At 36.8% G+C, this 26,828-nt stretch carries 29 protein-coding genes, 1 tRNA gene and 1 pseudogene; 17 read left to right on the forward strand and 14 right to left on the reverse strand.

Going from position 1 to position 26,828, the window contains the following annotated elements; all coding sequences use genetic code 11:
• Positions 1–63: 63 nt before the first annotated feature.
• Positions 64–1,248, reverse strand: coding sequence for a galactokinase (locus B3209_RS11345; protein ID WP_296664129.1), 1,185 nt, complete (start codon positions 1,246–1,248; stop codon positions 64–66).
• A 243-nt stretch (positions 1,249–1,491) separates the two neighbouring features.
• Between B3209_RS11345 and rpsP the strand changes: the two genes are divergently transcribed.
• The 12 genes from rpsP to B3209_RS11405 all read left to right on the forward strand — a co-directional run bounded on the left by rpsP (position 1,492) and on the right by B3209_RS11405 (position 7,452).
• The gene (gene rpsP, locus B3209_RS11350) at positions 1,492–1,758 is read left to right on the forward strand and encodes a 30S ribosomal protein S16 (protein ID WP_013701207.1); all 267 of its coding nucleotides are present in this window, start codon (positions 1,492–1,494) and stop codon (positions 1,756–1,758) included.
• Positions 1,759–1,775: 17 nt separating this feature from the next.
• Complete coding sequence (locus B3209_RS11355; protein ID WP_013701206.1) at positions 1,776–2,009, forward strand: KH domain-containing protein; 234 nt, start codon at positions 1,776–1,778, stop codon at positions 2,007–2,009.
• Entirely contained in the window at positions 2,009–2,614 is a 606-nt protein-coding gene (gene rimM, locus B3209_RS11360) for a ribosome maturation factor RimM (RefSeq protein ID WP_296091040.1), read from the forward strand. The genes B3209_RS11355 and rimM overlap by 1 nt, the downstream gene beginning before the upstream one ends.
• A 5-nt stretch (positions 2,615–2,619) precedes the next feature.
• The gene (gene trmD / locus B3209_RS11365; protein ID WP_296664130.1) at positions 2,620–3,432 is read left to right on the forward strand and encodes a tRNA (guanosine(37)-N1)-methyltransferase TrmD; all 813 of its coding nucleotides are present in this window, start codon (positions 2,620–2,622) and stop codon (positions 3,430–3,432) included.
• Between the two features lie 9 nt (positions 3,433–3,441).
• Positions 3,442–3,915, forward strand: a complete 474-nt coding sequence (gene rplS, locus B3209_RS11370; protein WP_294014909.1) for a 50S ribosomal protein L19 — start codon at positions 3,442–3,444, stop codon at positions 3,913–3,915.
• A 95-nt stretch (positions 3,916–4,010) separates the two neighbouring features.
• Complete coding sequence (locus tag B3209_RS11375; protein ID WP_296664131.1) at positions 4,011–5,045, forward strand: hypothetical protein; 1,035 nt, start codon at positions 4,011–4,013, stop codon at positions 5,043–5,045.
• Positions 5,042–5,305: an EscU/YscU/HrcU family type III secretion system export apparatus switch protein gene (locus B3209_RS11380; RefSeq protein ID WP_296091048.1), complete on the forward strand. Its 264-nt coding sequence runs from the start codon at positions 5,042–5,044 to the stop codon at positions 5,303–5,305. Before B3209_RS11375 ends, B3209_RS11380 begins: the two co-directional genes overlap by 4 nt.
• Positions 5,302–5,664, forward strand: coding sequence for a YraN family protein (locus tag B3209_RS11385; protein ID WP_296091050.1), 363 nt, complete (start codon positions 5,302–5,304; stop codon positions 5,662–5,664). Before B3209_RS11380 ends, B3209_RS11385 begins: the two co-directional genes overlap by 4 nt.
• Positions 5,665–5,667: 3 nt before the next feature.
• Positions 5,668–5,832 carry a hypothetical protein gene (locus tag B3209_RS11390; RefSeq protein WP_013701199.1) on the forward strand — a complete coding sequence of 55 codons (165 nt, stop codon included), beginning with the start codon at positions 5,668–5,670 and terminating at the stop codon, positions 5,830–5,832.
• A 19-nt stretch (positions 5,833–5,851) separates the two neighbouring features.
• Positions 5,852–6,343, forward strand: a complete 492-nt coding sequence (locus B3209_RS11395) for a hypothetical protein (protein WP_296664132.1) — start codon at positions 5,852–5,854, stop codon at positions 6,341–6,343.
• A 75-nt stretch (positions 6,344–6,418) separates the two neighbouring features.
• Positions 6,419–6,506, forward strand: a tRNA-Leu gene (locus B3209_RS11400).
• A 52-nt stretch (positions 6,507–6,558) separates the two neighbouring features.
• Positions 6,559–7,452, forward strand: coding sequence for a TatD family hydrolase (locus B3209_RS11405; RefSeq protein WP_296664133.1), 894 nt, complete (start codon positions 6,559–6,561; stop codon positions 7,450–7,452).
• Positions 7,453–7,539: 87 nt separating this feature from the next.
• Here B3209_RS11405 and B3209_RS11410 read toward each other — a convergent pair whose 3' ends face one another.
• Positions 7,540–9,129, reverse strand: a complete 1,590-nt coding sequence (locus B3209_RS11410; protein ID WP_296690707.1) for a glucose-6-phosphate isomerase — start codon at positions 9,127–9,129, stop codon at positions 7,540–7,542.
• A 121-nt stretch (positions 9,130–9,250) separates the two neighbouring features.
• Here B3209_RS11410 and B3209_RS11415 point away from each other — a divergent pair, with 121 nt between their 5' ends.
• Positions 9,251–11,656, forward strand: coding sequence for a hypothetical protein (locus tag B3209_RS11415; RefSeq protein ID WP_296664135.1), 2,406 nt, complete (start codon positions 9,251–9,253; stop codon positions 11,654–11,656).
• A gap of 60 nt (positions 11,657–11,716) precedes the next feature.
• On the forward strand, positions 11,717–12,187 hold the full coding sequence (locus tag B3209_RS11420; protein WP_295796983.1) for an arginine repressor: 471 nt from the start codon (positions 11,717–11,719) through the stop codon (positions 12,185–12,187).
• Here B3209_RS11420 and B3209_RS11425 read toward each other — a convergent pair.
• The 5 genes from B3209_RS11425 to B3209_RS11445 are packed head-to-tail and all read right to left on the reverse strand — an operon-like array spanning position 12,184 to position 18,026.
• Positions 12,184–14,763 carry an endonuclease MutS2 gene (locus B3209_RS11425; protein ID WP_296690710.1) on the reverse strand — a complete coding sequence of 860 codons (2,580 nt, stop codon included), beginning with the start codon at positions 14,761–14,763 and terminating at the stop codon, positions 12,184–12,186. The two genes, B3209_RS11420 and B3209_RS11425, sit on opposite strands and share 4 nt — an antisense overlap.
• Complete coding sequence (locus tag B3209_RS11430) at positions 14,760–15,407, reverse strand: HAD family hydrolase (protein WP_296664138.1); 648 nt, start codon at positions 15,405–15,407, stop codon at positions 14,760–14,762. The genes B3209_RS11425 and B3209_RS11430 overlap by 4 nt, the downstream gene beginning before the upstream one ends.
• Position 15,408: 1 nt before the next feature.
• A complete protein-coding gene (locus B3209_RS11435) occupies positions 15,409–16,254 on the reverse strand; it encodes a metal ABC transporter permease (protein WP_296664139.1) in 846 nt (281 codons plus the stop codon).
• A 6-nt stretch (positions 16,255–16,260) separates the two neighbouring features.
• On the reverse strand, positions 16,261–17,094 hold the full coding sequence (locus tag B3209_RS11440) for a metal ABC transporter ATP-binding protein (protein ID WP_296664140.1): 834 nt from the start codon (positions 17,092–17,094) through the stop codon (positions 16,261–16,263).
• Positions 17,094–18,026, reverse strand: coding sequence for a metal ABC transporter substrate-binding protein (locus B3209_RS11445; protein ID WP_296664141.1), 933 nt, complete (start codon positions 18,024–18,026; stop codon positions 17,094–17,096). Before B3209_RS11445 ends, B3209_RS11440 begins: the two co-directional genes overlap by 1 nt.
• A 143-nt stretch (positions 18,027–18,169) precedes the next feature.
• Here B3209_RS11445 and B3209_RS11450 point away from each other — a divergent pair, with 143 nt between their 5' ends.
• Complete coding sequence (locus tag B3209_RS11450) at positions 18,170–19,315, forward strand: iron-containing alcohol dehydrogenase (protein ID WP_296664142.1); 1,146 nt, start codon at positions 18,170–18,172, stop codon at positions 19,313–19,315.
• Here the strand turns inward: B3209_RS11450 and B3209_RS11455 are convergent.
• The 7 genes from B3209_RS11455 to tpiA all read right to left on the reverse strand — a co-directional run bounded on the left by B3209_RS11455 (position 19,312) and on the right by tpiA (position 26,000).
• On the reverse strand, positions 19,312–20,601 hold the full coding sequence (locus B3209_RS11455; RefSeq protein ID WP_296664143.1) for a class I SAM-dependent methyltransferase: 1,290 nt from the start codon (positions 20,599–20,601) through the stop codon (positions 19,312–19,314). The two genes, B3209_RS11450 and B3209_RS11455, sit on opposite strands and share 4 nt — an antisense overlap.
• Positions 20,579–21,511, reverse strand: coding sequence for a peptide chain release factor N(5)-glutamine methyltransferase (prmC, locus tag B3209_RS11460; RefSeq protein WP_296664144.1), 933 nt, complete (start codon positions 21,509–21,511; stop codon positions 20,579–20,581). The genes B3209_RS11455 and prmC overlap by 23 nt, the downstream gene beginning before the upstream one ends.
• Before the next feature lie 11 nt (positions 21,512–21,522).
• Positions 21,523–22,602 (reverse strand): peptide chain release factor 1, encoded by a 1,080-nt coding sequence (prfA, locus tag B3209_RS11465; RefSeq protein ID WP_296091166.1) that lies wholly within the window; start codon positions 22,600–22,602, stop codon positions 21,523–21,525.
• A gap of 80 nt (positions 22,603–22,682) precedes the next feature.
• Positions 22,683–24,014, reverse strand: coding sequence for an ASKHA domain-containing protein (locus B3209_RS11470; RefSeq protein WP_296690715.1), 1,332 nt, complete (start codon positions 24,012–24,014; stop codon positions 22,683–22,685).
• Complete coding sequence (locus B3209_RS11475; RefSeq protein WP_295797002.1) at positions 24,015–24,578, reverse strand: chromate transporter; 564 nt, start codon at positions 24,576–24,578, stop codon at positions 24,015–24,017.
• Positions 24,575–25,147, reverse strand: coding sequence for a chromate transporter (locus B3209_RS11480; RefSeq protein ID WP_296690718.1), 573 nt, complete (start codon positions 25,145–25,147; stop codon positions 24,575–24,577). Before B3209_RS11480 ends, B3209_RS11475 begins: the two co-directional genes overlap by 4 nt.
• A gap of 103 nt (positions 25,148–25,250) precedes the next feature.
• A complete protein-coding gene (gene tpiA, locus B3209_RS11485) occupies positions 25,251–26,000 on the reverse strand; it encodes a triose-phosphate isomerase (protein WP_296091057.1) in 750 nt (249 codons plus the stop codon).
• Positions 26,001–26,071: 71 nt separating this feature from the next.
• Between tpiA and B3209_RS11490 the strand changes: the two genes are divergently transcribed.
• Together B3209_RS11490 and B3209_RS11495 are read left to right on the forward strand one after the other, a co-directional pair.
• Positions 26,072–26,218, forward strand: a complete 147-nt coding sequence (locus B3209_RS11490) for a hypothetical protein (RefSeq protein WP_296690722.1) — start codon at positions 26,072–26,074, stop codon at positions 26,216–26,218.
• A 48-nt stretch (positions 26,219–26,266) separates the two neighbouring features.
• Positions 26,267–26,824, forward strand: a pseudogene (locus B3209_RS11495) (FIST N-terminal domain-containing protein); the annotation flags it as partial.
• Between the last annotated feature and the right edge of the window lie 4 nt (positions 26,825–26,828).

The raw sequence follows: 26,828 nt of genomic DNA on the forward strand, positions 1-26,828 counted from the left end.
CACGGGAATGACACTTAAATTGCTGTTCTTATCAAAACTCGAAATTAAGGCTAAATAGCTATTTTAGTTGAAGTGGGAAACTCCGTCGCCACTTTCGCAGTCAAAGAACGAAGCCTCGTATCCTACAACTTTCTTGTATTCAGTCTGAACACTTTCAACAAACTGCTCAACTTTATCTTTGTGAACAAGAGCAATTCCGCAGCCACCAAAGCCTGCTCCAGTCATTCTTGCTCCGATGCATCCGTCCTGTTTTTGGGCAGTTTCAGCAAGAGTGTCAAGTTCAATTCCTGTAACTTCATAGTCGTTTTTAAGAGACTCGTGGCTTTCGTTCAGGAGCTTGCCGAGCTTTTCAAGATTTCCGGCTTTTAATGCGCTCACGGCATCTTTTACACGCTGATTTTCATAAACACAATGCTTTGCGCGGCGCACAAGAAGCTCATCTTTTATCAAGTCTTTCGAATTTTCCCACTGCTCTGGAGAAAGCTCGCACAACGCAGAAATTTTAACGCCTCCATCCTGAAGAATCTTTAAAGCTTTTTCGCACTGGCTTCTGCGCTCATTATATTTGCTGTCTGCAAGGCGGCGCTGCTTGTTTGTATTCATGACAACAAACCTGTAGCCTCCAAGTTCAAGCGGAACATATTCATATTCAAGCGTGTTGCAGTCAAGGACAATCGCAGTGTTCTTTTTTCCTGTTGAAATTATAAACTGATCCATAATTCCGCAGTTTACGTTCATAAAATTATGCTCGCTCATCTGGCCAAGCTTAGCAATTTCAACACGGTCGATTCCGAATCCAAAAGTTTCGCTTACGGCATAGGCAAATCCGCATTCAAGGGCAGAAGACGATGAAATTCCGCCGGCAGCAGGAACATTGCTTACCATAAGAATTTCAAATCCGCAGTCAAATTTAAAGCCTTTTTCTTTCATCTGGGAAAGAATTCCGTTCAAGTAGTTTGCATATCCGTTTTCCTTGGCATATTTAAAGTTGTCATTGATGTCAAATTCAAATCTTCCTGGGAATTTCAAATCATTGTAAACAACTTTTGTGTCATTGCGTTTTCTGATGGCAACATAAAGATAGCGGTTTATAGCAGCAGGAAAAACTTTTCCGCCGTTGTAGTCAATATGCTCGCCTATAATGTTGATTCTTGCCGGCGAAGAAAAAATCTTTACAGAATCTTCTGTTCCGCCGTAAACTTTTACAAAGTCGGAAGGAAGCGAATTTGGATTATACAATTCAGCCATTTGAAACCTCGCAATTCAAAAAATTAAAGTGAGTTCTTAAAGATGCCTTTATGATAACAAAGAATTTTTCAGTTAGCAAGTTAAGGAAAAAGGCAAAGGGCAATCAGTTGCGCAAGACAAGCAGCGTTTTTTTTACAATGAAACCGAGGCATAAATGCTTTTATCTCTTGAATTTGCTGAATCTTTTCACTAAAATATCAGTTCACACTGTTTAGTGTGGAAAACTCATATCGGAGGAAAAAATTGGTCAAAATCAGACTAAAGAAGATGGGCACAAAAAAACGCCCTGACTACCGCATTGTCGTCCTTGACGCAGCAAAACCACGTGATGGCGCAACAATCGAAGAAATCGGACAGTACCATCCAATCGCTGCAGAAGGAAGCCAGACTTCTTTCAATGAAGAACGCGCCAAATACTGGATTAGCGTTGGAGCTCAGCCTACAGAAATCGTAAAAAAGATTTTCAGACAGGGCGGATTAGCTGCTGACGGAACAAAAATCACCAAATAAATTACAGGGAGCACAACATGGAAAAAGACCTGATTGAATTTATTGCAAAGTCATTGGTCGATGATCCAAATGCAGTCTCTGTAACGGAAACCGAAGGCGAGCGCGGACCTGTTCTTCAGTTAAGCGTTGCACAAGGTGATATTGGCAAGGTTATTGGCAAATACGGTCGTATTGCAAAAGCTCTGCGTACTGTTTTAAGCGCAACGTCAAATAAAGACGGAAAGCATTACAGCCTGGAAATTCTGGACTGATGGCATCGAATGCGATAACAGAGCGGTTTGTAGTTGGCATTGTCCGCGGTTCCCATGGAATAACGGGCGAATTCAAAGTAGAAAGCACTTCCGGCGAGTACGGGCATTTTGCAAGTATGGAAGAAGTGGCTTTGTCAGACGGAACAGCTGAAAAAACTTTCAAAGTTGAATCAACAAAGGAAGCAGCGTCCACTCTGTACATGAAACTGGCTGGAATAAATTCACCTGAAGAAGCTGCAAAATACAACAGGTGGAAAATCGTAGTTCCGCGCAAGAACGCTCATAAACTGCAGAAAAATGAGTGGTATATCGAGGATTTAAAAGGATGCTCGGTATGGTATAAAAAGGAAACGGCGGACAATACCGCACCGGCAATTGATGAAAATTCAGTTGTTGGAACAGTCACAAACGTAATGGAAGGCGGATCAGGTTATCTCGTTGAGATTTTGCTGTCCGAGGCTTGCAGTTTTTTGGACAATTCGGTTAAGCTGAATAAAAATGGCGGAGCAAGAACAGTCTTTGTTCCATTTAAAGACCAGTTTATTGGCAAAGTCGATATTGAAAATAAAACTATGCAGCTCATGCACCTCTGGATTCTGGAGTAATTCCTATGAAATTTACTGTGCTGACCTTATTTCCTGAAATTCCGCGCGCTTTTTTTACAAGCTCGATCATGGCGAAAGCGGTAGAGAAAGGAATTATTGCCTACGATTTGGTCAATATCAGGGATTTTGCCTTTGATAGACACCACACTTGTGATGACGCTCCCTACGGCGGAGGCGCTGGACAACTTTTGCTACCGGAACCTCTAGGACTGGCATTGGACAGTGTAGAAGCATACAAAAAGACGAAGCATGTTATTTATGTTACGCCAAGCGGAAAACCTTTTACACAGAAAAAAGCCCAGGAACTCAGCCGGAAAGATGAAATTGTCCTGATTTGCGGAAGATATGAAGGTATCGACCAGCGGATTATTGACTCCTACGTTGACGAGGAAATCTCCATAGGGGATTACGTAATGTCCAGCGGAGAAGTTGCCGCTACAGTCATTGTAGACACAGTTTACAGGCTTGTTGACGGCGTAATAACCAGTGAATCTTTGGATGAAGAAAGTTTTTCAGGCAGCCTTTTGGAATATCCCCAGTATACAAGGCCGAATGTATACAAAGGCATGGAGGTACCGGCTGTTTTAAGCAGCGGAAACCATGAAGAAATCCGAAAGTGGCGGCTTTTTAAGAGCCTTCAGAAAACCTTGCGGAACAGGCCTGATCTGATTCAAAAGGCAAGAACTGACGGTACTCTTACAGAAGAAGCAGAAAAAATGATCGGGGCGCTTACGGACTTTGTAACATACAAGAATGACCGCAAGCAAAAAAGCAAGCTGCGTTATGTTCAGTCAAGAACAAAAAACAGCGGCAAATAGGAGATAAAAATGGATCTTATAAAGACTATTGAAGAACAGCAGAAGAAACCTAACGCAGAGTACTTCAGCGTAGGAGACACTGTAAAAGTTCACTTTGAAATTATCGAAGGAAAAACAAAACGTATTCAGATTTATGAAGGTCTTGTTATTTGCTTCAAGAACTCCGGAATTTCAAAGACATTCACAGTTCGCAAGACTAGCTACGGTGTAGGCGTTGAGCGTGTATTCCCTGTAAACAGCCCGCGCATTATCAAGGTTGAAATTGTTCGCCTTGGAAAAGTACGCCGCTCAAAGATTTACTACGTTCGCGACAAGGTTGGAAAAGCTGCAAAAATTAAGGAGCTTCTCGGACCAAAGGCAAACGCAAAACTCGCAGCGGCTAAAGCGGCAAACGCAGCAGAAGACAAAAAAGAAGCTGCAATCAACGCAGAGCACAAGGCAGAAGAAGCCGCAGCATCTGCAGCAGCAAAAGCAAAGAAATAAGATTTTTACAAAATCCTGTATTCTTACAGCTTGATTCAAGGGAAGATACTTTTTGTGTCTTCCCTTTTTTTGTCAATATTTATAAAATTAACAAAATGTCCGCAGCAATAGACAGCGTAAAAAACGCATACATTCAAAGCCATAATATTACGCAGAAAAAACTTGCCACAGGAGACGAAGTTTCTGTAAAAGTTATAAAAAGCCTCGGAAACGGAAACTATGCAATTTTTCTGCAAGGCTCAAAAATCAACGTAAAAAGCAAAATTCCGCTTTCTGAAGGAAGCTCATTCAAAGCCATGCTCGAAATAGAATCAGATTCAAAAATCATTCTAAAAACAATTTATGAGCAAAAAACAGAAGATTTATTCCCGCGCACGCTATTAGATTTTTTAAATTTGGCAGGAATTGAAGCGGATTCCGTTGCTCTAAAAGTTGTCCAGCAGATGATTCAAAGCGGCGTAAAACTTGACAAGTCGATAATCAGAAAAGCAAAATCAGTTTCATCCTTGTTTCCTGGAAAAGAAAAACAAGCGGTGGAAATTTCAGCAATGCTATTGGAAAAAGGAATCGAGCCGGAAGAAAAATTAATAGAAAAGTTTTTGATTTTAACAGAACCAGACAAATGGAAAAATTCCGGCACAAAAGAAAAAAGCAGCTCAAAAAGCAGTGAAAACTTCTTAAAAAAAATCTATCAAGAAATTCCTGAAAACAAAGACGGAATTCTTACGCTGGCAAACCACCTAAAGCTAAAAGAAGGAACTGGAAAGCATTGGATAATACTCCCCTTTTTGTGGCAGCTTGAAAAAGACGAAGCAAAAGGGCTGATAAGAATTTTAATTGATTTTAACAAAAAAATAACAGAAAAAATACAAATAAATTGCGAATTTGAGTGGAAAAAATTTTTTTTTGTGTTATATTTAAATAAGAGCAAGGTTACGGAAGTGCGGTTCTGTACATTACCGTCGCTTTTGACCTCTAACATTCATTCTGAGGAAGAGCGGCTTGGAGAATTGCTTTGTTCCGGCATGAACGGCGATTCTGTGACAGTAACCTATTCCGCCTTGGCTTTTTCTGACAGTCTTTGCACTGACTCAGAAATTTCACTTCCATTTAAGGATTCTGCTGTATGAAAAAACTCAGAGAATTTTTCGCAGTATCCTTAAAATATCCTGAAAATGCAGACGCTCCTTTTATTTCAGCAAAAGAAAGCGGAATTCTTGCAAAAAAGATGATCGAAATCGCACAAGAAAATAACATTCCGGTTGTAGAAAACGACATTGCGGCAAACGTTCTTTCCATGCGACAGATTGGTGAGTGCATTCCAGAAAGTACTTGGGAAACAATTGCAGGAATTTTCGCCTTTATAAAAAACATGGAAAAATCCCAGTGAAAGAATCCAGACGGGCAAAAGGAATAACAGGCGAAGAAAAAGCCAGAGATTTTTTAATCAAAAGCGGATATTCGATTCTTGACAGAAATTTTAGAATTCGGGAAGGCGAAATCGACATAATAGCAGAAAAGCAGAATTTTTTGGTTTTTGTGGAAGTGAAAAGGCTTCCTCTCGGAAATGCTGAAATTCTTGCGCACGAGCTCAATACAATAAAACAAAAAAAGATTATTAAAACTTCTAAATGTTACCTGCAAAAACATCGACAATATAATAACAGATTCATACGCTATGATGTGATAGCAATTGATGTTCCGGGGCTGGATCCGGTTTATCATATTGAAAACGCTTTTTCGGAGTAAATAATGCAGGCTGTAAACAATGCAACGCCAAATTCAGCACTATCTCCCCGCATAAGGGAGCTACAGAAAAAAATTCAGGATGAAAACTATATAAATTCAGCCGTAGACAGAATTGCGCTTATAATGAGCCGCCATATTGTAGAATTTCATATAGAAAAAAAATTGTAATTGAACTATAATCCATTCCATGCGAAGAGACAGACATTCAAGAAGACACAGCGGAAACTGGAAAAACAACAATAATAATAACAGAAGGGATTTTGAAGAGCGGAAAAACTTTCAGCATCCAAAGCCAGTATTTCGTCCTACAATAAAATCTGTGTCGCCAGAGCAAATTCAGCATGATGAAGAAGCTATAAAAAAATTCAAGTCGGCGAATCAGCCTGTATGCACGGTCTGCGGACAAATTATCCGGGACATTTCGACTGCAATAAACAGCAAAGGCGAAGACTCTTTAATTCACTTTGACTGCGCAATTGAGCTTATTTCAAAAAATGAAAAAATTGAAACAGGCGACAAGCTCACATACATCGGGCAAGGCAGATTCGGAATTGTTCATTTTGCAAGTCCAAGCGACACAAAGCACTTTTCAATAAAAAAAATTATTGACTGGGAAGAAAAAGACAAGAAACCTGAATGGCGCAGTGAAATGGCTGATCTTTACAGCAAAATAAAATAATTTTTGAATATATTCAGCTAGAAGCGTTTTTTGCAGTTGAAAGAACTTTCAGAATTCTATATAATATTTTGCGTCGCCGGGATGGTGGAATAGGTAGACACAAGGGACTTAAAATCCCTCGGCAATTTAACCTGCCGTGCCAGTTCGATTCTGGTTCCCGGCAAACAGCAGGCAGCTTGAAAAATTCAGGCTGCTTTTTTTTTCGAGGTTTTAAAATGTTTTCAGACACGCATTTTCACTTTCATTATCTGGTTGAAAATAATTCACAAGAATTCGGAACGGAAATCCTTGAGCAGATGGCAAAAAATAGAATTTATTTTGGGCTGGACATCGGCACAAAATGCTCGGACTTGATTGAACGCGCGCAAATTCTTGAGGATTGCTTGGAAGAAATTCCGGATGTGAATCTGCAAAGCAAACTAAAAAAGTCGATTTTCTTTAGCGCAGGAATTTGGCCTGATCCAGATTCAATAAAAGAACGCAAAGCCTGCATCGAAGAACTTAGGGACAGCATTGAAGACTTCAAGGAAAGCTCAAGCAGTTTTTCTTCCCATCTTGCGGCAATTGGCGAAGGCGGAATCGACCATCACTGGAATCCAAGCGGACCAGACGGACGCAGCGAATCAGACTTTGACAAGGAAATGTTTTTTGGAGAAAAAGAGCTTTTTGAAATGCAGCTGGAACTTGCAAAGGAACTGGATCTTCCGTTTATTGTGCATTCGCGGGAGGGATTTGAAGATACAGTAGATGTGCTCCGTGCGGCAAACTACAACAGAGGAATTATCCACTGCTTTTCTTACGGACTGAATGAAGCAAAAACATTTCTTGACTTGGGCTGGCATCTTGCATTTGGCGGCGCGACCACATACACAAAAAAAGCAAAAATGGATGAACTTATAGAACTTTTGCGCTATGTTCCAAAAGACAGAATTCTTCTTGAAACAGACTCTCCATACCTTGCTCCAGTTCCAATGCGCGGAAGCGAAAACAATCCGCTTTTAATAAAATACACTTACGAATTTATTTCTGAAAAAATAGGGTTAAGCGTAGACAAACTGAATAAAATTGTAGACGACAACTGCAGCGAACTTTTCAGACTGAAAAAATAAAAAACGCCGGAAGAATCACATTGAAACTTTCCGGCATTTTAAAATTGAAAAAAAATTCAGTCCGAATTTCTTCGGGCTGAATTTGCTTTATTTTATAAGAAGATCTGCATAAGCCTTCAGCGCGCCTTCCATTTTTCCTGAAAGAACTGACTTTGCAAGAGTTTTTCCAAGCTGAACGCCTTCCTGATCAAAACTGTTTACATTCCAAAGGAATCCCTGGAACATAACTTTGTTTTCGTAATGAGCCAAAAGCACGCCGATTGTTTTCGGGCTAACTTGCTTTCCGTAAATCAAGCTGGACGGACGTTCACCGGCAAAGAATTTGTTTGGATTCTCATCATTTTTTCCGCAGGCAAAGGCAACAATCTGAGCTACAACATTCGCGCAAAGTTTTGTCTGGCTTGTGGAATCCTGAATTACAACATCTTTTCCAGTTTGATTTTCTTTAAATGCAATAAACTGAAGCGGAATTATATTTGTTCCCTGATGAAGAAGCTGGTAAAAAGAATGCTGGCCATTTGTGCCAGGCTCTCCGAAAATTACAGGACCTGTTACATAATTTATTTTTTCACCAAAACGATTCACGCTTTTTCCGTTAGACTCCATGTCGAGCTGCTGAAGATGGGCCGGGAATCTTGAAAGAGCCTGAGAGTACGGAAGAACTGCTGTTGAAGGATATTCCTGAACATTTCGCTCATAAACTCCAATCAAAGCATCCATCAATGCAGCATTTTTTCTAACATCTTTTTCTGTCGCAAGCTTATCTTCCTCTGCCGCGCCTTTCAAAAAATCGTCAAAAACACTAGAACCAAACGCAAGGCTCAAAATAGCTCCGCCAACTCCAGAAGAAGAAGAATAGCGTCCGCCGATATAATCGTCCATAAAAAATGCTTCAAGATAATCCGGGCTTTTTGCAAGTGGAGAAGTTTCGCTTGTTACAGCAATCATGTGCTTGCTTGGATCAAGACCGGCATTTTTCAAAAAGTCCTTTACAAAAGATTCGTTTGTCAAAGTTTCAAGTGTTGTTCCGCTTTTTGAAACAAGAATAAAAATTGTCTTTGAAAGATCTATAGACTGGAGAACAGACGCCGCGTCATCAGGGTCAACATTTGAAATGAAGTGCGCGTCCATTTTAAAATTTCCAGTCTGCTTTGCCCAGTTTTCAAGAGCAAGATAAATTGCACGAGGTCCCAAGTCTGAACCTCCAATACCAATCTGACAAACAGAAGTAAATTTTTCACCCTTCTCGTTTACGATTTTTCCAGAATGAACTTTATCAGCAAAGGCAGCAATTTTTTTCTGTTCATTTATATAAAAATCGCGTTTGTTAACACCGTCGGCAACAACATCTTTTCCGAGCTGTCCGCGAAGAAGCTGATGAAGAACCATCCGTTTTTCACCAGTATTGATTACGTCTCCGTTGTACAACGCTTCGAATTTTTCCAAAAGCTGGCTTTCTTTTACAAGCTCTTCAAAAATTGAAATTATCTTTGAGTTGACTTGCTTTGCAGCATAATTGTAAACAAGTCCGTCTGCCATAGGAATTGAATATTCAGCGACACGCTTTGCAGCATCTGCCCCTGAAAGCTCTTTTGCAACTGAAACACAGCCTTTTAAAGCCTGAAGTTTTTTAAAGCTTTCCAATGTGTCTAAGTTATTCCATGCAATATTTGACATGATGATAGCCTCTTAAAAAATGGTTTGAGCCTAAGTATATCAAAAAAAAAAATTATATGCTAGAATAATTAAAAATCAATTCACAATGAACAATTATCAGTTCTGGAGAATTAAGTTAAAAATGAATTTTTTCAATATAAAAAAAGTATTTTCCATTACAGCAATCTTTTTAGTTTCAGCTTTAAAAATAACTTCACAAGATGCGAACGGATTTCTTCCTGACGAAATTTTTTTAAGAACAATGACACAGTCTTACTGCAAATATTTTGATTTTACAATTGTAGATGGAAGAATTTACGCAAAGAAACCAAGCGAAAAAAAATGGAAACTTTTTCTAAAAACCGGACTGCCCTACTCGAAAATTGAGACAACAGGGCTTGACGAATTTCCGATTCCAGAGCGAGTTACAGAAATTTCCGCAGACGGAGACAGCCTTTATGTTTTTGACAACAACGGAATTCTTTATACAGTTTTTTTAGACAAAAGCGCACCTGAATCTCCTTTTGTGTGGAAAAGAGCATTTGGATTTCCAAAAGGAGAAAACGGATTTTTAAAACAGGACGAATTTACAAAAAATAAAAGAGCATGGTCGATGGGCTGCCGCAGAAAAGATGTTTTGTACCACACAGATATTTACGGAAATGAACATCACTACGGAACAATGGGACTTGAAACAATTTATTTTTTAACAGAAGACGGATTGCATATAAGATTTACAGACAGCGGACTTCCAGCTGATTTTAGCCGGCAGTTTCAAGTTCCGCAAAACGGAAGATTTATTTCAGAAAGCTTAAGCGCATCCGCAGATACAATTTTTTTAATCGGCGCAAAAGGAACAATGTACACAAGGCTTGTGGATTTTGACACAATGGGTTGCGATCCAATGTGGTTTCAGTACACATACGATAAACTTGAACAAAAGAAAAAAGGCAAAAATTATTTTTCAAACTATTCGCCATGGGCATTGCCAGCCGAAGACTGGTTTGAACAGCCCAAAATCCAAACAGAAGGAAAAGGCAGAATTTCAAAAATAATAAGCATTGCGCAAAACGGCCAAGGAAACGGAGCTAGAATTTTAAGAGTTGCAGGAACAGATAAAAACGGCAACACAGGTTTTTATGAAAAAAGCATTTTCGATTCAGAATGGAAATTTGTTGAAAAAGAAATTTTTTTAGAAGAAAGTGATTTTCTGGATTCGTCAAAAAGTGAACTTGGAGAAGAAGCAGAATTTTCATATACAGGAAATCTTATAATAAATGAATCAACAAAAGAAAATTTTAAATGCGCTTTAAAAGGCGTTTCATTGATGAGCGAAGATAAATGTTTTTTTGAAATCACTGATGGAGAGCAAACATTTTCATGCACACTTTTTCCTTTAGAAAAGTGGACTTATCCAAAAAGAAAAAATCCTGGGTTCGATGGAACGCCAAGAAACTATTTCATAACAGCAGAGTTCAATGAATCTGAGCTTGAAAATTATTCAGGAGAATTCAAAAAAATAATAGATGACATTTTTAAAAATAAAAACCACAGTCTTTTCGCATTCACTGGAGAAGGCACAAAAGAATATTTTGAAATCGGCATAAATATAAAAAGACCAAAGCTGCTTAAAAAGCCATTTTCATCAAAACCTTCAAAATACATTTTTATGATGACAAGGCAAGGAATTGAAGATATTCCCAAAATTTCAGAATTTGCATTGCCGCTTTTAAAGGATTTCAAAAATGAAAACTTGTTGCTTGAACAAGGCAGAACATATTCTATACAAGAAAGAAGCTTTGTCCAAAACAGAATAAATGAAAACAAAAAATACAGAGAACTTTTAAACTCTGACCTAGAGCAATTTGAAGAACTGAAAAAAACTGCGCGGCACACCAGATGGGGATATTCGGCGTTGGATTTTATAACAACAATAACTTTTTTGAATAAAATAAATTTTCCTAAAATAAAACAACTTTCAACTTACGGAGCAGATTTGCTTGCGACAAATTTTTCTTCATTTGAAGAGCTTGTTCAATATAGAAATTTTGTTTATAGAAAAGTCATAGAACTGATTGATCTTAGAATTGAAAACTATGAAAAAATAATTCAAGATTTTGATAACAATGAAGTTTTCAGCACGTTAAATTCAAATCTAAGAAATTCTTTTTCAGAATATTTTGATGAAGTTTCGCTCCCAAAAAAAATGGAAATGAAACTAAACGAAAACAATATTGCAATCGAACAATTTAACGACGTTTCGTATTTGCCAGCATATTATTTAAAAACAAAAAACGGAACAATTGTGACTATAGTTTTAAAAAATAGCGCGAAAAAAATTTTAGAATTCTTAGAAACTAAAAAAAGCTTTGAAGCTTCACCATTAATTCTTAATGCTGAATTCATTTCCGCTGAGATTTCAGAAGTTGATTTTAAGGAAAACAAAGCATTCAAAAAAATTGCTGATAAAAAAGGAACTATTGAATGGGATGGGAAAACCTTCAAGGTTCTAGCAGGAAAAAGAATTTTATTTGAAGAAACGTTGTAAAAAAATATCTTGACATAAAATGTATATTTATTCATACTTATGTATATTCCGAGGTATATTTTGAAAGACAGGCTTTTGAGACTAAAGACAATCCGAAAATTAATTAAAAACAACAGAATAGAAAGCCAAGATGAACTTTTAAATCATTTGCAGAATGAAGGTTTTGAAGTTACACAGGCAACACTTTCCAGAGATTTAAAGCTTATGAAAGTCGGAAAAATAAGCGATGGTCATAATGGATATGTCTATACAATTCCAGAAGATGAAATTGAAAAAGAAAGCGAGCAAATTTACATTCGGGATTTCTTGCGCGGATATGTAAGTATTGAAGCCAGCGGAAATATAATTGTAATAAAAACTTTTGGCGGACACGGAGATAGCGTTGCAAATGCGCTTGATGCAATGAACCTCAATGAAATAATCGGAACTATAGCAGGAGAAAACTGTATTTTCGCTTGCCTTAGGGAAGGCATTCAGGCAAAAAACTTCCTTGAAAAACTAAAAGAAAAAATTCCAGAACTTGAAGTTTAAAAAAGCTCGACATAAGTTTTTCCAGTGCCTCCATCTTCCGGTCTTGCAAAATAAAATTCTTTTACAGAAGGACAATGGTTTAAACAGTCAGCTACAGCCTGCTGCAATATTCCATTTCCCTTTCCATGTATAACTGAGAATTTTTTAAAGCTGCTAATCATGCATAAATCAAGTTGATGTTCAAGAGCCTTTATAGCTTCTTCCGCTCTCATTCCTAAAAGCCTAAGTTCAAACTTTGGAACTTCATTATTTTCTTCAGTTTTAGAATCACGCTCAATCACAACGAAAACACTTCTATCAACAATTTTGTTTTCCAAAGGAACAATTTGGCTCTGCGGAAAATTCATTTTCATAGAACCAAACTGAACTTGCCAAATTTCATTTTTAATTTTCCTAACAAGAATGCCCTTTCGTTTTTCATTTCCTGCAAGAACTTCTGTGCCTTCTTTTAACAATTCTTCTTTTTTTAAATTCTTCGCATTTGAATTTTCAATTTTTAAAACCGAAGCATTCTTAAACGCTTCAGAATTTGAAAGTCTGCTTTTTGATTTTTTATTTTTTGAAGAAACTGATTTTTTTTCTTTTAAAGATGAAAGACGCATTCCATTTTGCAGAATTTTATTTTCTTCATTTTGAAGTTCAGCATTTTCCTTCTCCAAAAGAAGTTTTTTTTCTTCTATAATATTTTCTTGCTCTTCAATTTCTTTAGTTGAATCAGAAATAAATTTTCTAACACTCAAAGTTTTTTCGCGGGTAATTTCGCCTTCCCTTAAAACCCGGACTAAATTTTCAAGTTTGCTTCGCATTTCCTGCAAAAACACAGTGCTTTGCGAATGTTCAAGCTGTTTAAGCTCAATTTCTTTTTGAAGCATTTTTACTTCACGTGAATGAATTTTTGCTTCTTTTAGAGAAAGCTCATCCTGTTTTTCTTTTTGGCATTTTATAAGTTCTTCAAGCTCTATGTGTTTTTCTGTTAAACCTTTTATCAAAGAGCTTACATCTGCCTGCTGATTCGAAATATAACTTTTTGCCTGCTCAACAACTTTTTGTGGCAAGCCGGAATTTAAAGCTATATCAATTGCGTGGCTTTCCCCTGACATTCCAACAAGCAGTTTATAAGTCGGACGCAAAGATTCAGAATTGAATTCAACAGAAGCATTAACACATCTTGAATTTGCATATCCGTAATTTTTTAAAACTCCATGATGAGTTGTAACAAGGACAAAAGAATTTTTTTCAAGCAAAGAATCAAGAACTGCCATCGCAATCGCTCCTCCTTCAAGAGGATCTGTTCCCGTACCAAGCTCATCAAGCAACACAAGACTTTTTTCATCAACATTTTCCAAAGCAAGCGCAATATTTTTCATGCGACTAGAAAAAGTGCTCAAAGACTCATCAATTGACTGCTCATCACCAATGTCTGCAAAAATGGAATTGAAAAAAGGAAGTCTTGTGCCTTCGTCAGCAGGAATTGGAAAACCAGCCTGATTCATCAATGAAAAAAGCGCAACAGTTTTTAACGTTACAGTTTTTCCGCCTGTGTTCGGGCCTGTAATAATCATAACTTTTTTCCCAAGCATAAAATTAATTGTTACAGGAACAGCTTTTTCTGCTAGAAGCGGATGACGCGCATTTAAAATCAACGGAGGCTCTTTTTCTGTATCACAATTTTCAGCAAAAATCCCATGGATTTCAAACTGATATTTTGCGGCGGCACAAGTTGAATCAAGGAGAAGCATTGAATCATGGCACAAAATAAAATCTGAGCAATAATCTCTTAAACTATCAGAAAGCTCTTTAAAAATTTTATTAAGCTCAGTCTGCAAATTAAATTCTTCTTGAACAAGCTGATTGTTTGCCCGCACAATTTCTTCAGGCTCAATATAAAGAGTTTGCCCGGAAGCGCTCACTTCATGCACAATTCCTTTTATAGAGCTTCTGTGATCCGAACGAACCGCAAGCAACTCACGGTCAGCTTTTAAAGCTGGAACATTATTTTGCAATGCAGAATTCAAAGTTGAATCAGAAGTATATTTTTTTAATGCGGACTCAATTTCCCTATGAAGCAAGGCAATTTTTTTTCTGATTTCCTTGATGGAAGGCAAATCTTTTACTTCACCAGTTGAAATATCAATAACAGAAAAAATTTTATTTCTAGCATTTTCCAAAGAAGGAATTGACTGCGCAATTTTTAAAAGCTCTGGAATTTCAAGTTCAAGTGAAGCAGATTTTATGCAGTTGCAAGCTTCATCAGTGTAAGTACAAAAAAGCCCAAGTGCAAAAATTTGTTCATGCGAAAGAGACGCGCCATCAACTTTTAGTATTGAAAAATTTTCTTTTACAGGAGGCCAAGATTTTAATGCAGAATGAAATCGGGAGTTTAAATATTTATTCCATTCACGTCCCAATGATTTTAGTTTTGAAACTTTATCAATATCAGAAGAACTTTCTCTTGAAAGTAAAAAAAGTTTTCCTTCTTCGCTTGCCGCAAGAGAAGCAATCTTTTCTCTTATTCTATAAAAATCAAAATCACGGGCAACCTGCCCTTTTAGAAAAATATCTTTTTCACCACTCATAAATATTTTAAAATTTCTTCAGGCTTGTCAACAAGTTTTTGCGCTCCAGAATCCAAGAGAAAATTTCTATCTCTAAATCCCCAAGTTACACTTATGCAAGGAATTCCGGCATTCTTTGCAGTTTTTATATCAACATCAGAATCGCCCACGTAAATTGTTTCATCTCTATTCACTTCAAGAATTCGCATAACTTCTAAAACCGAATCTGGAGATGGCTTTCTATTTCTGTCTTCAAAATCGCCAACCGCAGTTTCGCGTTTTATGCTAGAAGAAAAATAATATTCTGCAAGTTCTTTAACTTGAGCATCTGGCTTATTTGAAACAATTCCTGTTTTTATTTTCATTTCATTTAAAGTTGAAATCAAATCTAAAATTCCATCATAAGGACGAGTTTTATTCTGCCAATTTTTTGCATAATTTTCCTTCATTAATAAAACTGATTTTTCATATTCAGGATTTTTCTTTCCATTAGGAATTGCAAGCTCCATAAGTTTTGCGATTCCATTTCCTACAAATTGCCGGACTTCATCTATCGAGCGCAACGGAAAATTCATCTGACGCAAGGTTTCATTGCAGCTGTCCGCCAAATCATCAAGAGTATTAAGGAGTGTTCCGTCCAAATCAAAAATTACAGCTTTTGTCATTTTAACTATTCTTCTTAAAAAATGAAATTATAAAACAAACTAAAAAAAATACAGCATTGACTAAAACAATCGAAGCACCACTAGATGAGCCAGTATAATACGAAAAGCAAAGTCCTGCAATTCCGCCGACAAGTGAAATCAATTCTGAAACAACCAAATAACGTCTTGAAGTTTTGCTCACAAATCTAGCAGAAGCTGCCGGAAGAACAAGCATGCTGTTAATCACAAGAAGCCCGGTCCAACGTATGCAAACAGAAACAATTGCAGCTGTCAGCAAAGCAAAAACTTGTTCTATGAAAATTGTTTTTATTCCGCGGCTTTTTGCAAAGGATGAATGAAGCGAAACAATCAGCATTTTATTGTAGAAAAAAATCCAAACAAGAAGAAGAGCAACTGCGCAAAAAAACAAAAAAAGAATTTCATTTGGCTGAATGCTAAGAATGTCGCCAACAAGATATTTTTGATACTTTGAAAAATTTCCGCCAGCAGACAAAAGCACAATTCCCAGCGCAACTGATGTTGAAGAAAAAACTCCAATAATCGTATCGCTAGAAGATTTTCCTTTTGACTTTACCATGATTATGGAAAAACCAAGCAGCATAGAAAATAAAACCATAGAAATTGTAACATCGCGAATTCCCAAAAGAACACCAATTGCAATTCCTGTTAAAGCAGAATGCCCAATTGCATCGCTAAAAAAACTCATTCTATTTGAAACAACATAAGTGCCCAATGCTCCAAAAAGCGGACCTGCGATAACAATGGCAAGCAAAGCATTTTTCATAAACGTCGGAGACAGCCATTCAAAAGGAAAAACAAAATTTAAAAAAGAATAAATCAGCTGCATAAATTTTCACTCCGATTTTTCATATTCATCAGGAAGCATAATGTGCCCAAAAACTTCCACAAAATCTTTTTGGCGGTAAACATCTTTTACAGTTCCAACAACTGCGCTGGCATTATTTATAAAAACAACTCTGTCAGCATGACGCGCCACTAAATCCAAATCATGGCTTATCAAAAGAATCGTTATATCAAAATCACGGCGTATTGAAGAAACAAGTTCATAAAAAGATTTCAAGCCTACTCTATCAACGCCGCTTACAGGTTCGTCTAAAAGCAAAATATCCGGCACAGGATTTATCGCAAGCGCAAGCATGACACGCTGAAGTTCTCCGCCAGACAAATCACAGACTCTGCGTTTTAAAAGCTTATGGGAATTTGTGCATGAAAGAATTTCAGAAGCAGCTTCAATATCTTTTGTTCTATGCTTTAGCCATACAGGTCTTTTTGAAGTGCAAGCCAAAACCAAATCTTCAACGCAGACAGGACTTCCCGGTTCAACAGAAAGCGTCTGAGGAACATAGCCAAAAACAGGCTTAGTCGTGGTATACGGAATTCGTTTTCGGCAAGTGCAAAAACGGTCATGGTCAGTTGTATGATCCTTTCCGCAGTTTCCAGCACATTTTTCGCCTTCAAAAATTATATTTCCTGAATGAGGAATTGTATCCAACAGTGCCTTTATAAAAGTTGTTTTTCCAGCTCCGTTTCTCCCAACAATCGCAGTAAGCTCGCCGCAATGCAAATGAAGATTTATATCTTTTAAAATATATTCGCTGCCAGCTTTTACGCTTAAGTTTTCTATCCTTGTACAGCAGACGTGAGATTTTCCAACAAGACAAGGCATTATTTTTTTTCCTCTGAAAAAGCATTCATTAAAACCACCATATTTTTTTCCATGCCTTCAATGTATGCATTTTTTTCCAGCCGCCCATTTACGCACGGATCAAGCTCATAAACAGAAAGTCCGGTTTCATTTGCAATAATTTTCGCCGCGTTAGAAGAGTACTGAGGCTCAGCAAAAAGAACAACATCTTCTCCAAGGTTCGTAACAAATTTTATTCTTTCAATTATTTTTGACAATTCTTTTGCACTTGGAACAGTTCCCGGCTCCTGCTCAATAACTGCCGAAATTTCAAAACCAAATTCTTTTGCAAAATAAGGAAACGCTTCATGGAAAGTTATAATTTTTCTTCCGGCAAAAGGCGCAAGAGAAGTTTTCATTTTTTGCTCAAGGGCATTCAACTGTTCTATATAAATCAAAGAATTTTTTTTGTATTTTTCTGAATTTTTTGAATCAAGCAAGCAAAGTCCTTTTGTTATTTTTTGCACTTCATAAATCGCGCCGGAAACACTCACCCAGACATGAGGATTTCCGTCAAAAAGCTCAAAGCCATCAGAAGCGACAACAAGTGAATTTTTTTTCAGTGAAAAAGCCTTGTCAAAAAAATCTTCCATTCCGCTTCCGTTTACAACAAGAATGTCGCATTTTTCAATAAGCTTCATGTCGGCAGTTGTAAGCTGATAATCATGCAAGCAACCAGTTTCAGCAGGCGCTAAAAGCGAAACTTCAACATCGTCAATTCCATCCGTCAAATTTAAAAGCATTATATAGATTGGATAAAAAGATGCCGTTATTTTTAGTTTTTCAGAATCAGCTGAAGCAGAAGTCTGTTTTTCTGACAAAGAAACTTTCCAAACTGAAAAAAAAGAAATAATAAACACAAAAAAACAAACTGTAAAAATTAAGGTTATTTTAAGAGATTTTTTTTCTTCCATAAAATTATTCTATCTGAACTAAGCATTATTTACAATAAGACAAAAAAGTTATAAATAACAATTTGTTTTTCAGAATAGCACAAATTTTAGTTGACGTATATATAATTTCAGTTCATAATGGGATTGAATCTTTGAGGAAAAAAATGTCGAATCAAATTGTCACAACAGGAATTTCATTTTTCGGAGCAGGCACTTTAAAAAATTTCAATGAAGAAATAAAAAATAACGGCTTTCAAAGAATTTTTATCATAGCAAATCCAGAATTTCAAAACGCATTAAAAAAAATTTCCTCAATGCTTGCAAAAAACAAAATTGTATACAGCATTTTTGACAGAGTAAGCCAGACAGCATCCCTTTCCGATACAAGAGCCGCATTAAACGCAGCAAAAACACTCAGAGCTGATGCAGTGATTTCTGTAGGCTCAAAATCAGTTTCAGACATTTCAAAAGCAGTATCGCTTCTTCTTTCAAATCCTGAAATTTCAGATCCAAGAAAATTAGAAGGAAAGGCAAAACCAAAAAACAAAGCAATTCCGCTTTATATGTTTTTTACGTCAATCGGAAATGCCTGGGACTCTAGCCATATTTTTATCTTAGAAGATGAATCGCAGCGAAAAAAAATTGAATGCGAAGACATAAACGCAATTCCAAAAGCATTTTTTTTCGATACAGAGCTTGTTTCCATTACAAATAAAAATGACTTCGCATTTTTAGCTTCTTCCCTTTTGGCTTCTTCCATTGAGTCATTTATCTGCAAATCTTCCTGGGATTTGAGCAACTTTTTCGCATTAAAGGCAATGAAGTTGATTTATGAAAACGCGCTTCTAGCTTCAAAAGAAAATTCAAAGGCAATAGAAAATATGCTTTATGCGCAATATTATGCCGGCATTGCTTTTGCAAACGGAGGCGCGGCTTTTGCAACGGCAGCATCACTTTCCTTGGAAGCGGCAATTGGAATTTCCTTTTCAAAATCCATAGTTCCAATATTTAAGGAATCAATGGAATTCTATGCGGCTTCAACAGGACAAAAATACAAAGACATCGCAGTGAACATGGGAGCAAAAGTTTCATCTTCAGCCTCTCCAGAATCATTTAGAAAAACCGCGATAAATTCTGTCGAGAAATTTTTCAAAGAACATTCTGTGGCAAAAAAAATTGAAGAAGTGAAAATTTCAAAAGAAGACATTTCGTTCATCCAAGAAAATATTTTAAAAAACAAATATACAGAACTGAATCCAAAAACTGTAACAAAAAAGAAAATTTCGGATGTTTTAAAATTGCTTTCCTAAAAAACATCAGAAAAAAAAGCTGAGCATTCGTTAAAGACTTCAATAAAAGGCAACAAACTTTCTTTACCGATTTTCATTTTTAACAAATAATCATCTACTTTTAAAATTGAATTTTCAGAGTTTGTTTTTGATAAAAAATAAAAAGTTTTGGCAATATCAAATTCTTTTGGACCTTTGCAAGACAAAAGAAAATTCGAAGCAAATAAATTTTTATCTTCATCAATTAAAATATTTTCCGGACAAAAATTTCCGTGGCAAAAAAAATTTCCTTCTGGAAGTTTTTTCAGTTTTCTTATGACAGAAGAATTTTCTTTTGAATTTCCGCCTAAAATAAAAACCAGCAGTTCCTTATAGCTTGTAAGATTTTCCGCATTTAAACTCAAAAGTTTTTTATGAAGCAAAACAAATTTATCAGAAAAAATATTTTTATCGAGTTCACTCAAAATCTGTAATGGATTTTTTTCAGTATTACTTTGAAAAACAATTCCAAAGCAGCCGTTTGTTTTCAAAAAATCACAAGGTATAAATTTTGAAACATCCTGTTTATAAGCAAACTGGGAATTTCTAAAATCCATTAATGCAAATTCCTTTGAAACATTTTCATTGAAGAGCTTTAAAAACCGATTTTTGTCAATCTTAAAAATTTTAAAATACTTTTTTTCTTCAAGAAAATTTTCTGCCGAAATAAAATTTGAATAATCAGTTTTAAATTTGCTGACAGAAATTCCATCTCCAGTTTTATAAAATTCAGTTGTAAACTCCGTGTTTTCCTTTAAAAAATTCACATAGCGTTTTATTTTCCGAACAAGTTTTTTTGTGCTATAGCTTTTGGTAAGATTCTGATTTTCAACAATTCCGTGAAACAGCAAATTGTCGCTTATGATTGCACCTTCCGCATTTAAATTTGCCTTGAACTTTTCAAAAAATTTTTCGTACTGAGCTTTTGCCGCATCAATAAAAATCAAATCAAATTTTTCATTTATATCGCAAGACAAGGCATCGTTATTTATTATTTTTATTCTGTTTTTTAAACCGCATTTTTCCACATTTTGAATTGCCTGAATAGTCCGGTCAATGTCGATTTCAATTGTTGTAACTTTTATATTTTCATTAGCAAGAGCAAACTGAATAGCAGAATATCCTACAGCAGTTCCAATCTCCAAAATTGATTTTACATTATGACTTTTTATAAAACTGCAAATAAATTCAGAAGTTGCATCCTGCATAATGGGGACATTGTTTTTATGCGCAAGAGATTTTATTTCAAGCAAGAAATCCGCTGACATTTCTAAACTGTCCTTCCAAATCTTTATAAATTTTTACATCTTTAAATTTTGAATTTTCCATTATTTTTTTAGTTTGCAAAGCATTGTATTCGCCAGTTTCCAAAATTAAAATTCCGCCAGGATTTAAAAAATCAACCGACTGGAAAATCAAGTTTCTTATAATCTCAAGTCCATCGTCAAGGTTCGTAAGATTCCCGTTCAAATCAATGTCGCCGCACAACGCAAGAGAAGGCTCGCATCTTCCATCTTTTAAAAGCTCAACAGTTTGAGAATAAGGAATATACGGCGGATTAGAAACAATGACATCAAAAAGTCCGTTTCTGCTACATCCTAAATTTTCAAAAAGATTGCTTTGCACAAAAACAGTTTTTTCAAAAGCACACTTGCTAAGCAAACTCAAAGAATTTTTCTTTGCAACATCAAGAGTTTTTTTACTTATGTCTGCAAAAATAATTTTGGGAAGCAATTGTTTGGGAATTATTTTTTTTTCTTCTATGAATTTTAGAATGCTGACTCCAACACATCCGCTTCCTGAACACATATCGCAAACAGAAAGAATTTTACAGTCTGAAGATGCATGAAATTTTTCCTCAATAAAATTAACAGCATTTTCAACAAGCAACTCTGTATCTGGCTTAGGAATAAGAACATTTTGGTCAACTTCAAAATTATATCCAAAAAACTCTTTTGCTCCTGTAATATATGCAACAGGCAAGCCAGTTTTTCTTTTTTCAATTGAAGAACAAAAAAGAAGCTTTTGCGGTTCAGAGAGTTCTGTTTCAGAATGAAAAAGAATAAAAGTTTGGTCACATTTTAAAATCCATTTTAAAATAACATCAGCATCAAGAAGAGGACTTAAACTGGATTTTAATTCAGACAGTGCAAACTTTCTGGCTTGGCTTATTGTCATATTTTAAAATTTCAACTTACAAGATCAGAACTGTCTTTTAACTGCTCCTCTTTTGCATAGACATTCAGCGCATCAAGCATTTCATCCATATTGCCCATCATAAATGAAGGCAAATTATGCAAACTCAAATTTATGCGGTGATCTGTAACTCTGTCCTGCGGAAAATTATAAGTGCGGATTTTTTCACTGCGGGCACCGCTTCCAACCATGCTTTTTCTTGCATCCGCGCGTTCTGACTGACGCTTGGTTTCTTCAAGGTCAAAAAGACGAGCACGCAAAACCCTGAACGCCTTGTCCTTATTTTTATGCTGGCTTTTTTCATCCTGTTGAATAACAACAATTCCAGTAGGAATATGAGTCAAGCGGACTGCAGAATCTGTTGTATTAACACACTGACCGCCAGGACCGCCTGCACGCATAACATCAACGCGAACATCTTCCGGCCTGATTTGAATTTCAGTTTCTTCAGCCTCTGGCAAAACAGCGACAGTTACAGTTGAAGTCTGAAGACGTCCCTGGCTTTCTGTGGCAGGAACACGCTGAACACGATGAACTCCACTTTCCCACCTTAAAGTTCCATAAACAAATTTTCCTGCAATCGATGTTACAATTTTATTGAATCCGCCGACTTCAGTTTCCTGAGCTTCCATTGTTTCTGTTTTCCAGCCTTTGCGTTCTGCAAGGTGCATATACATTTCCCACAAATCACGGACAAAAAGGCTTGCTTCATCTCCACCAGCGGCGCTTCTAATTTCAAGAATAATATTTTTTTCATCAAGAGGATCTGGCGGAATCAGTTTAAGTTTTATTTCTTCTTCCAGTTTAGGCTTTTTTTCCTCAAGCTCTTTCAGTTCTTCTCTTGCAAGTTCTTTCATGTCGCGGTCTTCCTCTTCTGTTATGAGGACTGTCGCATCTTCAATTCCTTTTAGAATTTTTTTATATTCGTCGTAAAGCGACATAAGTTCTGTAAGCTGCTGGTGCTCACGCATTGTTTCTTTATATTTTTTTTGATCCTTAATTAAAGAGGCATCTCCAACAAGTTCTGAAACCACATTGTAACGTGCAGAAAGATCTTCAAGTTTTTTTATCAAATCCATAGTTTATAAAATATATCGAGTTTCTATGAAAAAAGCAATGAACTGTGAAATTTGAATTTCTGCAAAAATTGCTATTAAAAATTCAAATTTTTTATATAAAGATTTTCAAATGATTTATCTTGAGCAAGGTCCACGTGAATTGAATTTTCTGCAAGTTCGCAAGCGGATTTTCTTAAATCCAAATTTAAAAGCAAAAGTGAAGCTCCGCAAAGTGACGCATTTCCAGCAGCGAAAGTTTTTTCCGAAAGAAACTTTGGAATCATTTTTACATCGCAGGCATCTTTTATATCAAGAAGAGAGCCAAAGCCCCCAGCCAAATAAAGAATTCCAGATTTGCATTTTGATTTTTCAGAAAGAATTTCAAGGCCTGTTAAAACAGCTGATTTGGCAAGCTGAAAATTTCTTATATCTTTTTGGCAAATATAAATTTCATCCTTAAGAGCAATTTTTTCTTTTCCAGAAATAAATGTTCCAAACGAATCTATTATTCCGTTTCTTAAAAATTCTGAAACTGCGCTTAGAATTCCAGTTCCGCAAATTCCAATTGCTTTTCCGTTTCCAAGAACAAAACATTTTACTTCATTTTTTTCAAGAACTTTAACTTTTGCAATAGCACCTTCTTGCGCAGGAATTCCGCAGTCAATTCCATAACCTTCAAACGCAGGTCCTGCTGAAGTTGATGCGCAAAAAATTTTGTCCAATTCCGCAGAATAAACGCAAAGCTCGCAGTTTGTTCCAATGTCAGCAAGAAATTTATTTTCATTTTTTTCTAGAAAACCGCAGGCAATCAATGAACAAACAGTGTCGCCGCCAACAAAAGATTCAATTGCAGGAGCAAAGTAAAAATCACAATCTAGCGGAATATTTTCAAAATTCAAAAGTTTATTTGCTTGAATTGAAAATCCAAATTTGCTTGGAAGTGAAAAAGGAAACTGTGCAAGTGAATCCGCGGAAATTCCAAGAACAAAAGATTCCATTGCTGTGTTCCCGGAAATCACAATGCGCTTTAAAACTGCTCGTCCGCGGCGATTTTCAACAAAAAAACTTTGAGATGAAAGAATCAGTTTTTTTGAAATTCTTTCTATTTGAGATAAAATTGATTCATGAAGCTTTTTAAGACCAGAAGGTTTGCTTGAAAACAAAATTCTTGAAACAACATCGCTTCCAAATTCAATCTGACAATTTTCTTCGCCAACAGAAGCAACAAGGATTCCGTCTTTTAGCGTAAAAAGATTTGCGGCTATAGAAGTCGTTCCAATATCAAAGGCAATTCCAACAAAATTCAGCGCAAGAGAATTGTCGCCTTTTAAATTTTCAAGACCAGAGAAATCCGCAAGAACAGAAATATTTTTTTTTGTTTCCGAACCTTCACATAAACCGCAATGCCGGCAAACTGAACAAATCACTTAAAAAAACACAACTCCAAAAACTGCGCCAAAAACAACAACCACAACAGGATGAACTTTTGTTTTAAATAACACAACCAACGAAACCGTAAAAATAGCAAGAGCCGGAAAATTAAAAATCTGCAAAAATCCAGAGTCAGAATTTTGAGTGCTGAAGTTTAAGATTGACAACGTGAAAATCTGAACAAGAACACACAAAACAAGTCCGCTTGTAACCGGCCGTAAAGTTTTAAATATTGATTTCACCAAAGGCTTTTCCTGAAACTTTGAAAAAAATTTTGCAATCAAAATAATAGTAACAATCGATGGAAGAATTTCGCCAATCGTTGCAATAATTCCGCCGGGCACTCCATAAAGCTCTGTTCCAATATATGTTGCAATATTTATTCCAATCGGTCCGGGCGTGCTTTCACTGATTGCAAGCATACTGTAAAATTTTTCCGCGGAAATAAGTCCATACTGATTTACAAGAACATTTTGCATAAAAGACGCCGCAACGAGGCCGCCGCCGACTGCAAAAAATCCAATATACATGAAGACAAAAAATAATTGCAAAAGAGTCATTTTTTTATTTCCTCAGCTGAATTAAATTTTTTTGAAGCTGCAAAAGCAACAGCGCCAATAAAAGCCGCGCTCAAAACAACTAAAACTGTATGCGCATGGAAAAAATAAATTGAAGCAAACGAAGCAAAAAACAGCAAGACGCTCCAAAGACTTTTTAAATTTTTCTTGCAGAGATTAAAAACAGCATAAGTAAGCAAAGCCGCAACCGCAGCGTTGATTCCTTTCATTGCTTTTTGAACCCAGCCAATTTGCTCAAAGTTCGAAATGAATTTTGCAATTATACTTATTATGATTACTGAAGGCGTTACCATTCCAAGAGTTGCAAAAATTCCGCCGATAGTTCCAGCACGTTTATGGCCAACAAAAGTCGCCACATTCACTGCAATTATTCCCGGAGTTGTCTGCGCAATTGAATAGTAATCAAGAATTTCATCCATAGAAACCCAGTTTTTCTCGTTAATCAGGACACGCTCCAAAAGAGGAAGCATAGTAAGTCCGCCGCCAAAAGTTACAATTCCGATTTTAAAAAAAGTAATAAATAAATCAACAAGTTCTTTGAACAAAGCCATAACGTTTTTTATAATATAAAAATAAATGGGAAGTAGCAAGAAAAAAAGCTGCCCTTTTGCTTTTTGTAGCCACAGGACAGCTTTTAAAGTGCAGAAAAAAAAATTAGCACTCGCAGATTGGAACAAAAGTTTCAGCTTTCAAAGAAGCTCCGCCAATCAAGCCGCCGTCAATATCAGGCTGGGCAAGAAGTTCTGGAGCATTTGAAGCTTTCATTGAGCCGCCGTACTGGATGATGATTTCATCGGCAACTTTCTGATTGTAAAGCTTTGCAATGTATCCGCGCACAAATTTGTGGATTGCCTCGGCATCTTCTGGAGTTGCAGTTTTTCCAGTTCCGATTGCCCAAACAGGCTCGTAAGCAATTGTAACACGTTTCATCTGTTCTTCTGTTACACCAGCCAAGTCTGCGGAAAGCTGGAATGCGCAAACCTGTTCTGCGTTTCCTGCCTCACGGTCAGCAAGAAGCTCACCAATGCAAAGGTCAACTTCCAAGCCTTCATTTAAAGCGCGGCGAACTTTTTTGTTGATAAGCTCATCAGACTCACCGATTTCGTGGCGGCGTTCTGAATGTCCAAGAATTACACACTGAACACCAAGATCCTTGAGCATTTCTGTTGAAACTTCACCTGTGTGAGCTCCGTTTGCAGTTGCAGCGCAATCCTGGGCAGCAAGAATAATGTTTGAACCTTTTACAACCTGACTTACAGCATCAAGGTAAACAAAAGGAACACCAATCATAAATTTGTTTGTTTTTCCTTTTAATGCGGAAACCAAATCCGATGCAAGTTTTACTGCTTCCGCTTTGGAAGTGTTCATTTTCCAGTTTCCGGCGATATAATGAGTACGTGCCATAACCAAACTCCTATCTAAAATTTAATGACAATAATTTTACAACAACAAAGAACTAAAATCAATTGCAATAAATGGAAGCACATTTACAGCAGAAAAAAAAATATGTTATAATAAAAAAAATACAAAGAGTTGGAGCGCATAATGAAACAGGAAATTGTTTTCAGCGGGCAGGCAGACGCGGAAAGTGCCGTGCAGGAGTTGGTCAGAAAGTTGAATAATCCGCCGGAAAGTTACAACGCGGTGCTTTTCTTCCATCGTCGGACTACGACTTTGAAATTCTTTCAACTTTGCTGCATGAGAAATTCAGCGGAGCGCAGGTTGTAGGAACAACGACTTCGGGTGAAATCTCAAAGCAGGGATTCACGAGCCATTCAATAGTTCTGACTGCGCTTTCTTGCGACAGAACAAAATTTTCAGGCGTTGTGTTCGACGGAGTTGACAAGTTTCCGATTGTGCATAAAAAGGAGCTTGAGGATGCGGCGGCAAAAATCGGAATAAGATGCGCAGATCCCACATCGCACAGGAACGCGTTCGCCATAACTTTCGTGAACGGACTTTGCAACGCGGAGGAAGCCCTCCTCTCATTTTTCTATGCGGTCATAAAAAACGACGACTTCATGATAGCAGGCGGTTCAGCCGGAGACGACCTTAAATTCAAGCGGACATTCGTAAGCTGCAACGGAAAAGTCGTTTCTGACGGAGCCGCCATTCTTTTTGTGAAGACTCCGCTTCCGTTTTTCATCCAGAAGGAAAATATTTTCACGCCGTCAGGAAAGCGCACAAAAATCACCCAGGCGGACACATACATCAGAAAAATAATCTCGCTTG

The organism is Treponema sp. UBA6852 (assembly GCA_002449305.1).
Taxonomy (GTDB): domain Bacteria; phylum Spirochaetota; class Spirochaetia; order Treponematales; family Treponemataceae; genus Treponema_D.

Bases quoted from the DNA above. Each gene is read 5' to 3' on its own strand.
- B3209_RS11445 (WP_296664141.1), bottom strand. From the start codon at position 18,026: ATGGAAGAAAAAAAATCTCTTAAAATAACCTTAATTTTTACAGTTTGT.
- B3209_RS11390 (WP_013701199.1), top strand. From the start codon at position 5,668: ATGCAGGCTGTAAACAATGCAACGCCAAATTCAGCACTATCTCCCCGC.
- B3209_RS11480 (WP_296690718.1), bottom strand. From the start codon at position 25,147: ATGGCTTTGTTCAAAGAACTTGTTGATTTATTTATTACTTTTTTTAAA.
- B3209_RS11450 (WP_296664142.1), top strand. From the start codon at position 18,170: ATGTCGAATCAAATTGTCACAACAGGAATTTCATTTTTCGGAGCAGGC.
- B3209_RS11345 (WP_296664129.1), bottom strand. From the start codon at position 1,248: ATGGCTGAATTGTATAATCCAAATTCGCTTCCTTCCGACTTTGTAAAA.
- B3209_RS11355 (WP_013701206.1), top strand. From the start codon at position 1,776: ATGGAAAAAGACCTGATTGAATTTATTGCAAAGTCATTGGTCGATGAT.
- B3209_RS11380 (WP_296091048.1), top strand. From the start codon at position 5,042: ATGAAAAAACTCAGAGAATTTTTCGCAGTATCCTTAAAATATCCTGAA.
- B3209_RS11475 (WP_295797002.1), bottom strand. From the start codon at position 24,578: ATGACTCTTTTGCAATTATTTTTTGTCTTCATGTATATTGGATTTTTT.
- B3209_RS11430 (WP_296664138.1), bottom strand. From the start codon at position 15,407: ATGACAAAAGCTGTAATTTTTGATTTGGACGGAACACTCCTTAATACT.
- prmC (WP_296664144.1), bottom strand. From the start codon at position 21,511: ATGACAATAAGCCAAGCCAGAAAGTTTGCACTGTCTGAATTAAAATCC.
- B3209_RS11425 (WP_296690710.1), bottom strand. From the start codon at position 14,763: ATGAGTGGTGAAAAAGATATTTTTCTAAAAGGGCAGGTTGCCCGTGAT.
- B3209_RS11405 (WP_296664133.1), top strand. From the start codon at position 6,559: ATGTTTTCAGACACGCATTTTCACTTTCATTATCTGGTTGAAAATAAT.
- B3209_RS11415 (WP_296664135.1), top strand. From the start codon at position 9,251: ATGAATTTTTTCAATATAAAAAAAGTATTTTCCATTACAGCAATCTTT.
- trmD (WP_296664130.1), top strand. From the start codon at position 2,620: ATGAAATTTACTGTGCTGACCTTATTTCCTGAAATTCCGCGCGCTTTT.
- B3209_RS11440 (WP_296664140.1), bottom strand. From the start codon at position 17,094: ATGCCTTGTCTTGTTGGAAAATCTCACGTCTGCTGTACAAGGATAGAA.
- B3209_RS11395 (WP_296664132.1), top strand. From the start codon at position 5,852: ATGCGAAGAGACAGACATTCAAGAAGACACAGCGGAAACTGGAAAAAC.
- B3209_RS11455 (WP_296664143.1), bottom strand. From the start codon at position 20,601: ATGTCAGCGGATTTCTTGCTTGAAATAAAATCTCTTGCGCATAAAAAC.
- B3209_RS11375 (WP_296664131.1), top strand. From the start codon at position 4,011: ATGTCCGCAGCAATAGACAGCGTAAAAAACGCATACATTCAAAGCCAT.
- tpiA (WP_296091057.1), bottom strand. From the start codon at position 26,000: ATGGCACGTACTCATTATATCGCCGGAAACTGGAAAATGAACACTTCC.
- rplS (WP_294014909.1), top strand. From the start codon at position 3,442: ATGGATCTTATAAAGACTATTGAAGAACAGCAGAAGAAACCTAACGCA.
- B3209_RS11435 (WP_296664139.1), bottom strand. From the start codon at position 16,254: ATGCAGCTGATTTATTCTTTTTTAAATTTTGTTTTTCCTTTTGAATGG.
- B3209_RS11490 (WP_296690722.1), top strand. From the start codon at position 26,072: ATGGAAGCACATTTACAGCAGAAAAAAAAATATGTTATAATAAAAAAA.
- rimM (WP_296091040.1), top strand. From the start codon at position 2,009: ATGGCATCGAATGCGATAACAGAGCGGTTTGTAGTTGGCATTGTCCGC.
- B3209_RS11410 (WP_296690707.1), bottom strand. From the start codon at position 9,129: ATGTCAAATATTGCATGGAATAACTTAGACACATTGGAAAGCTTTAAA.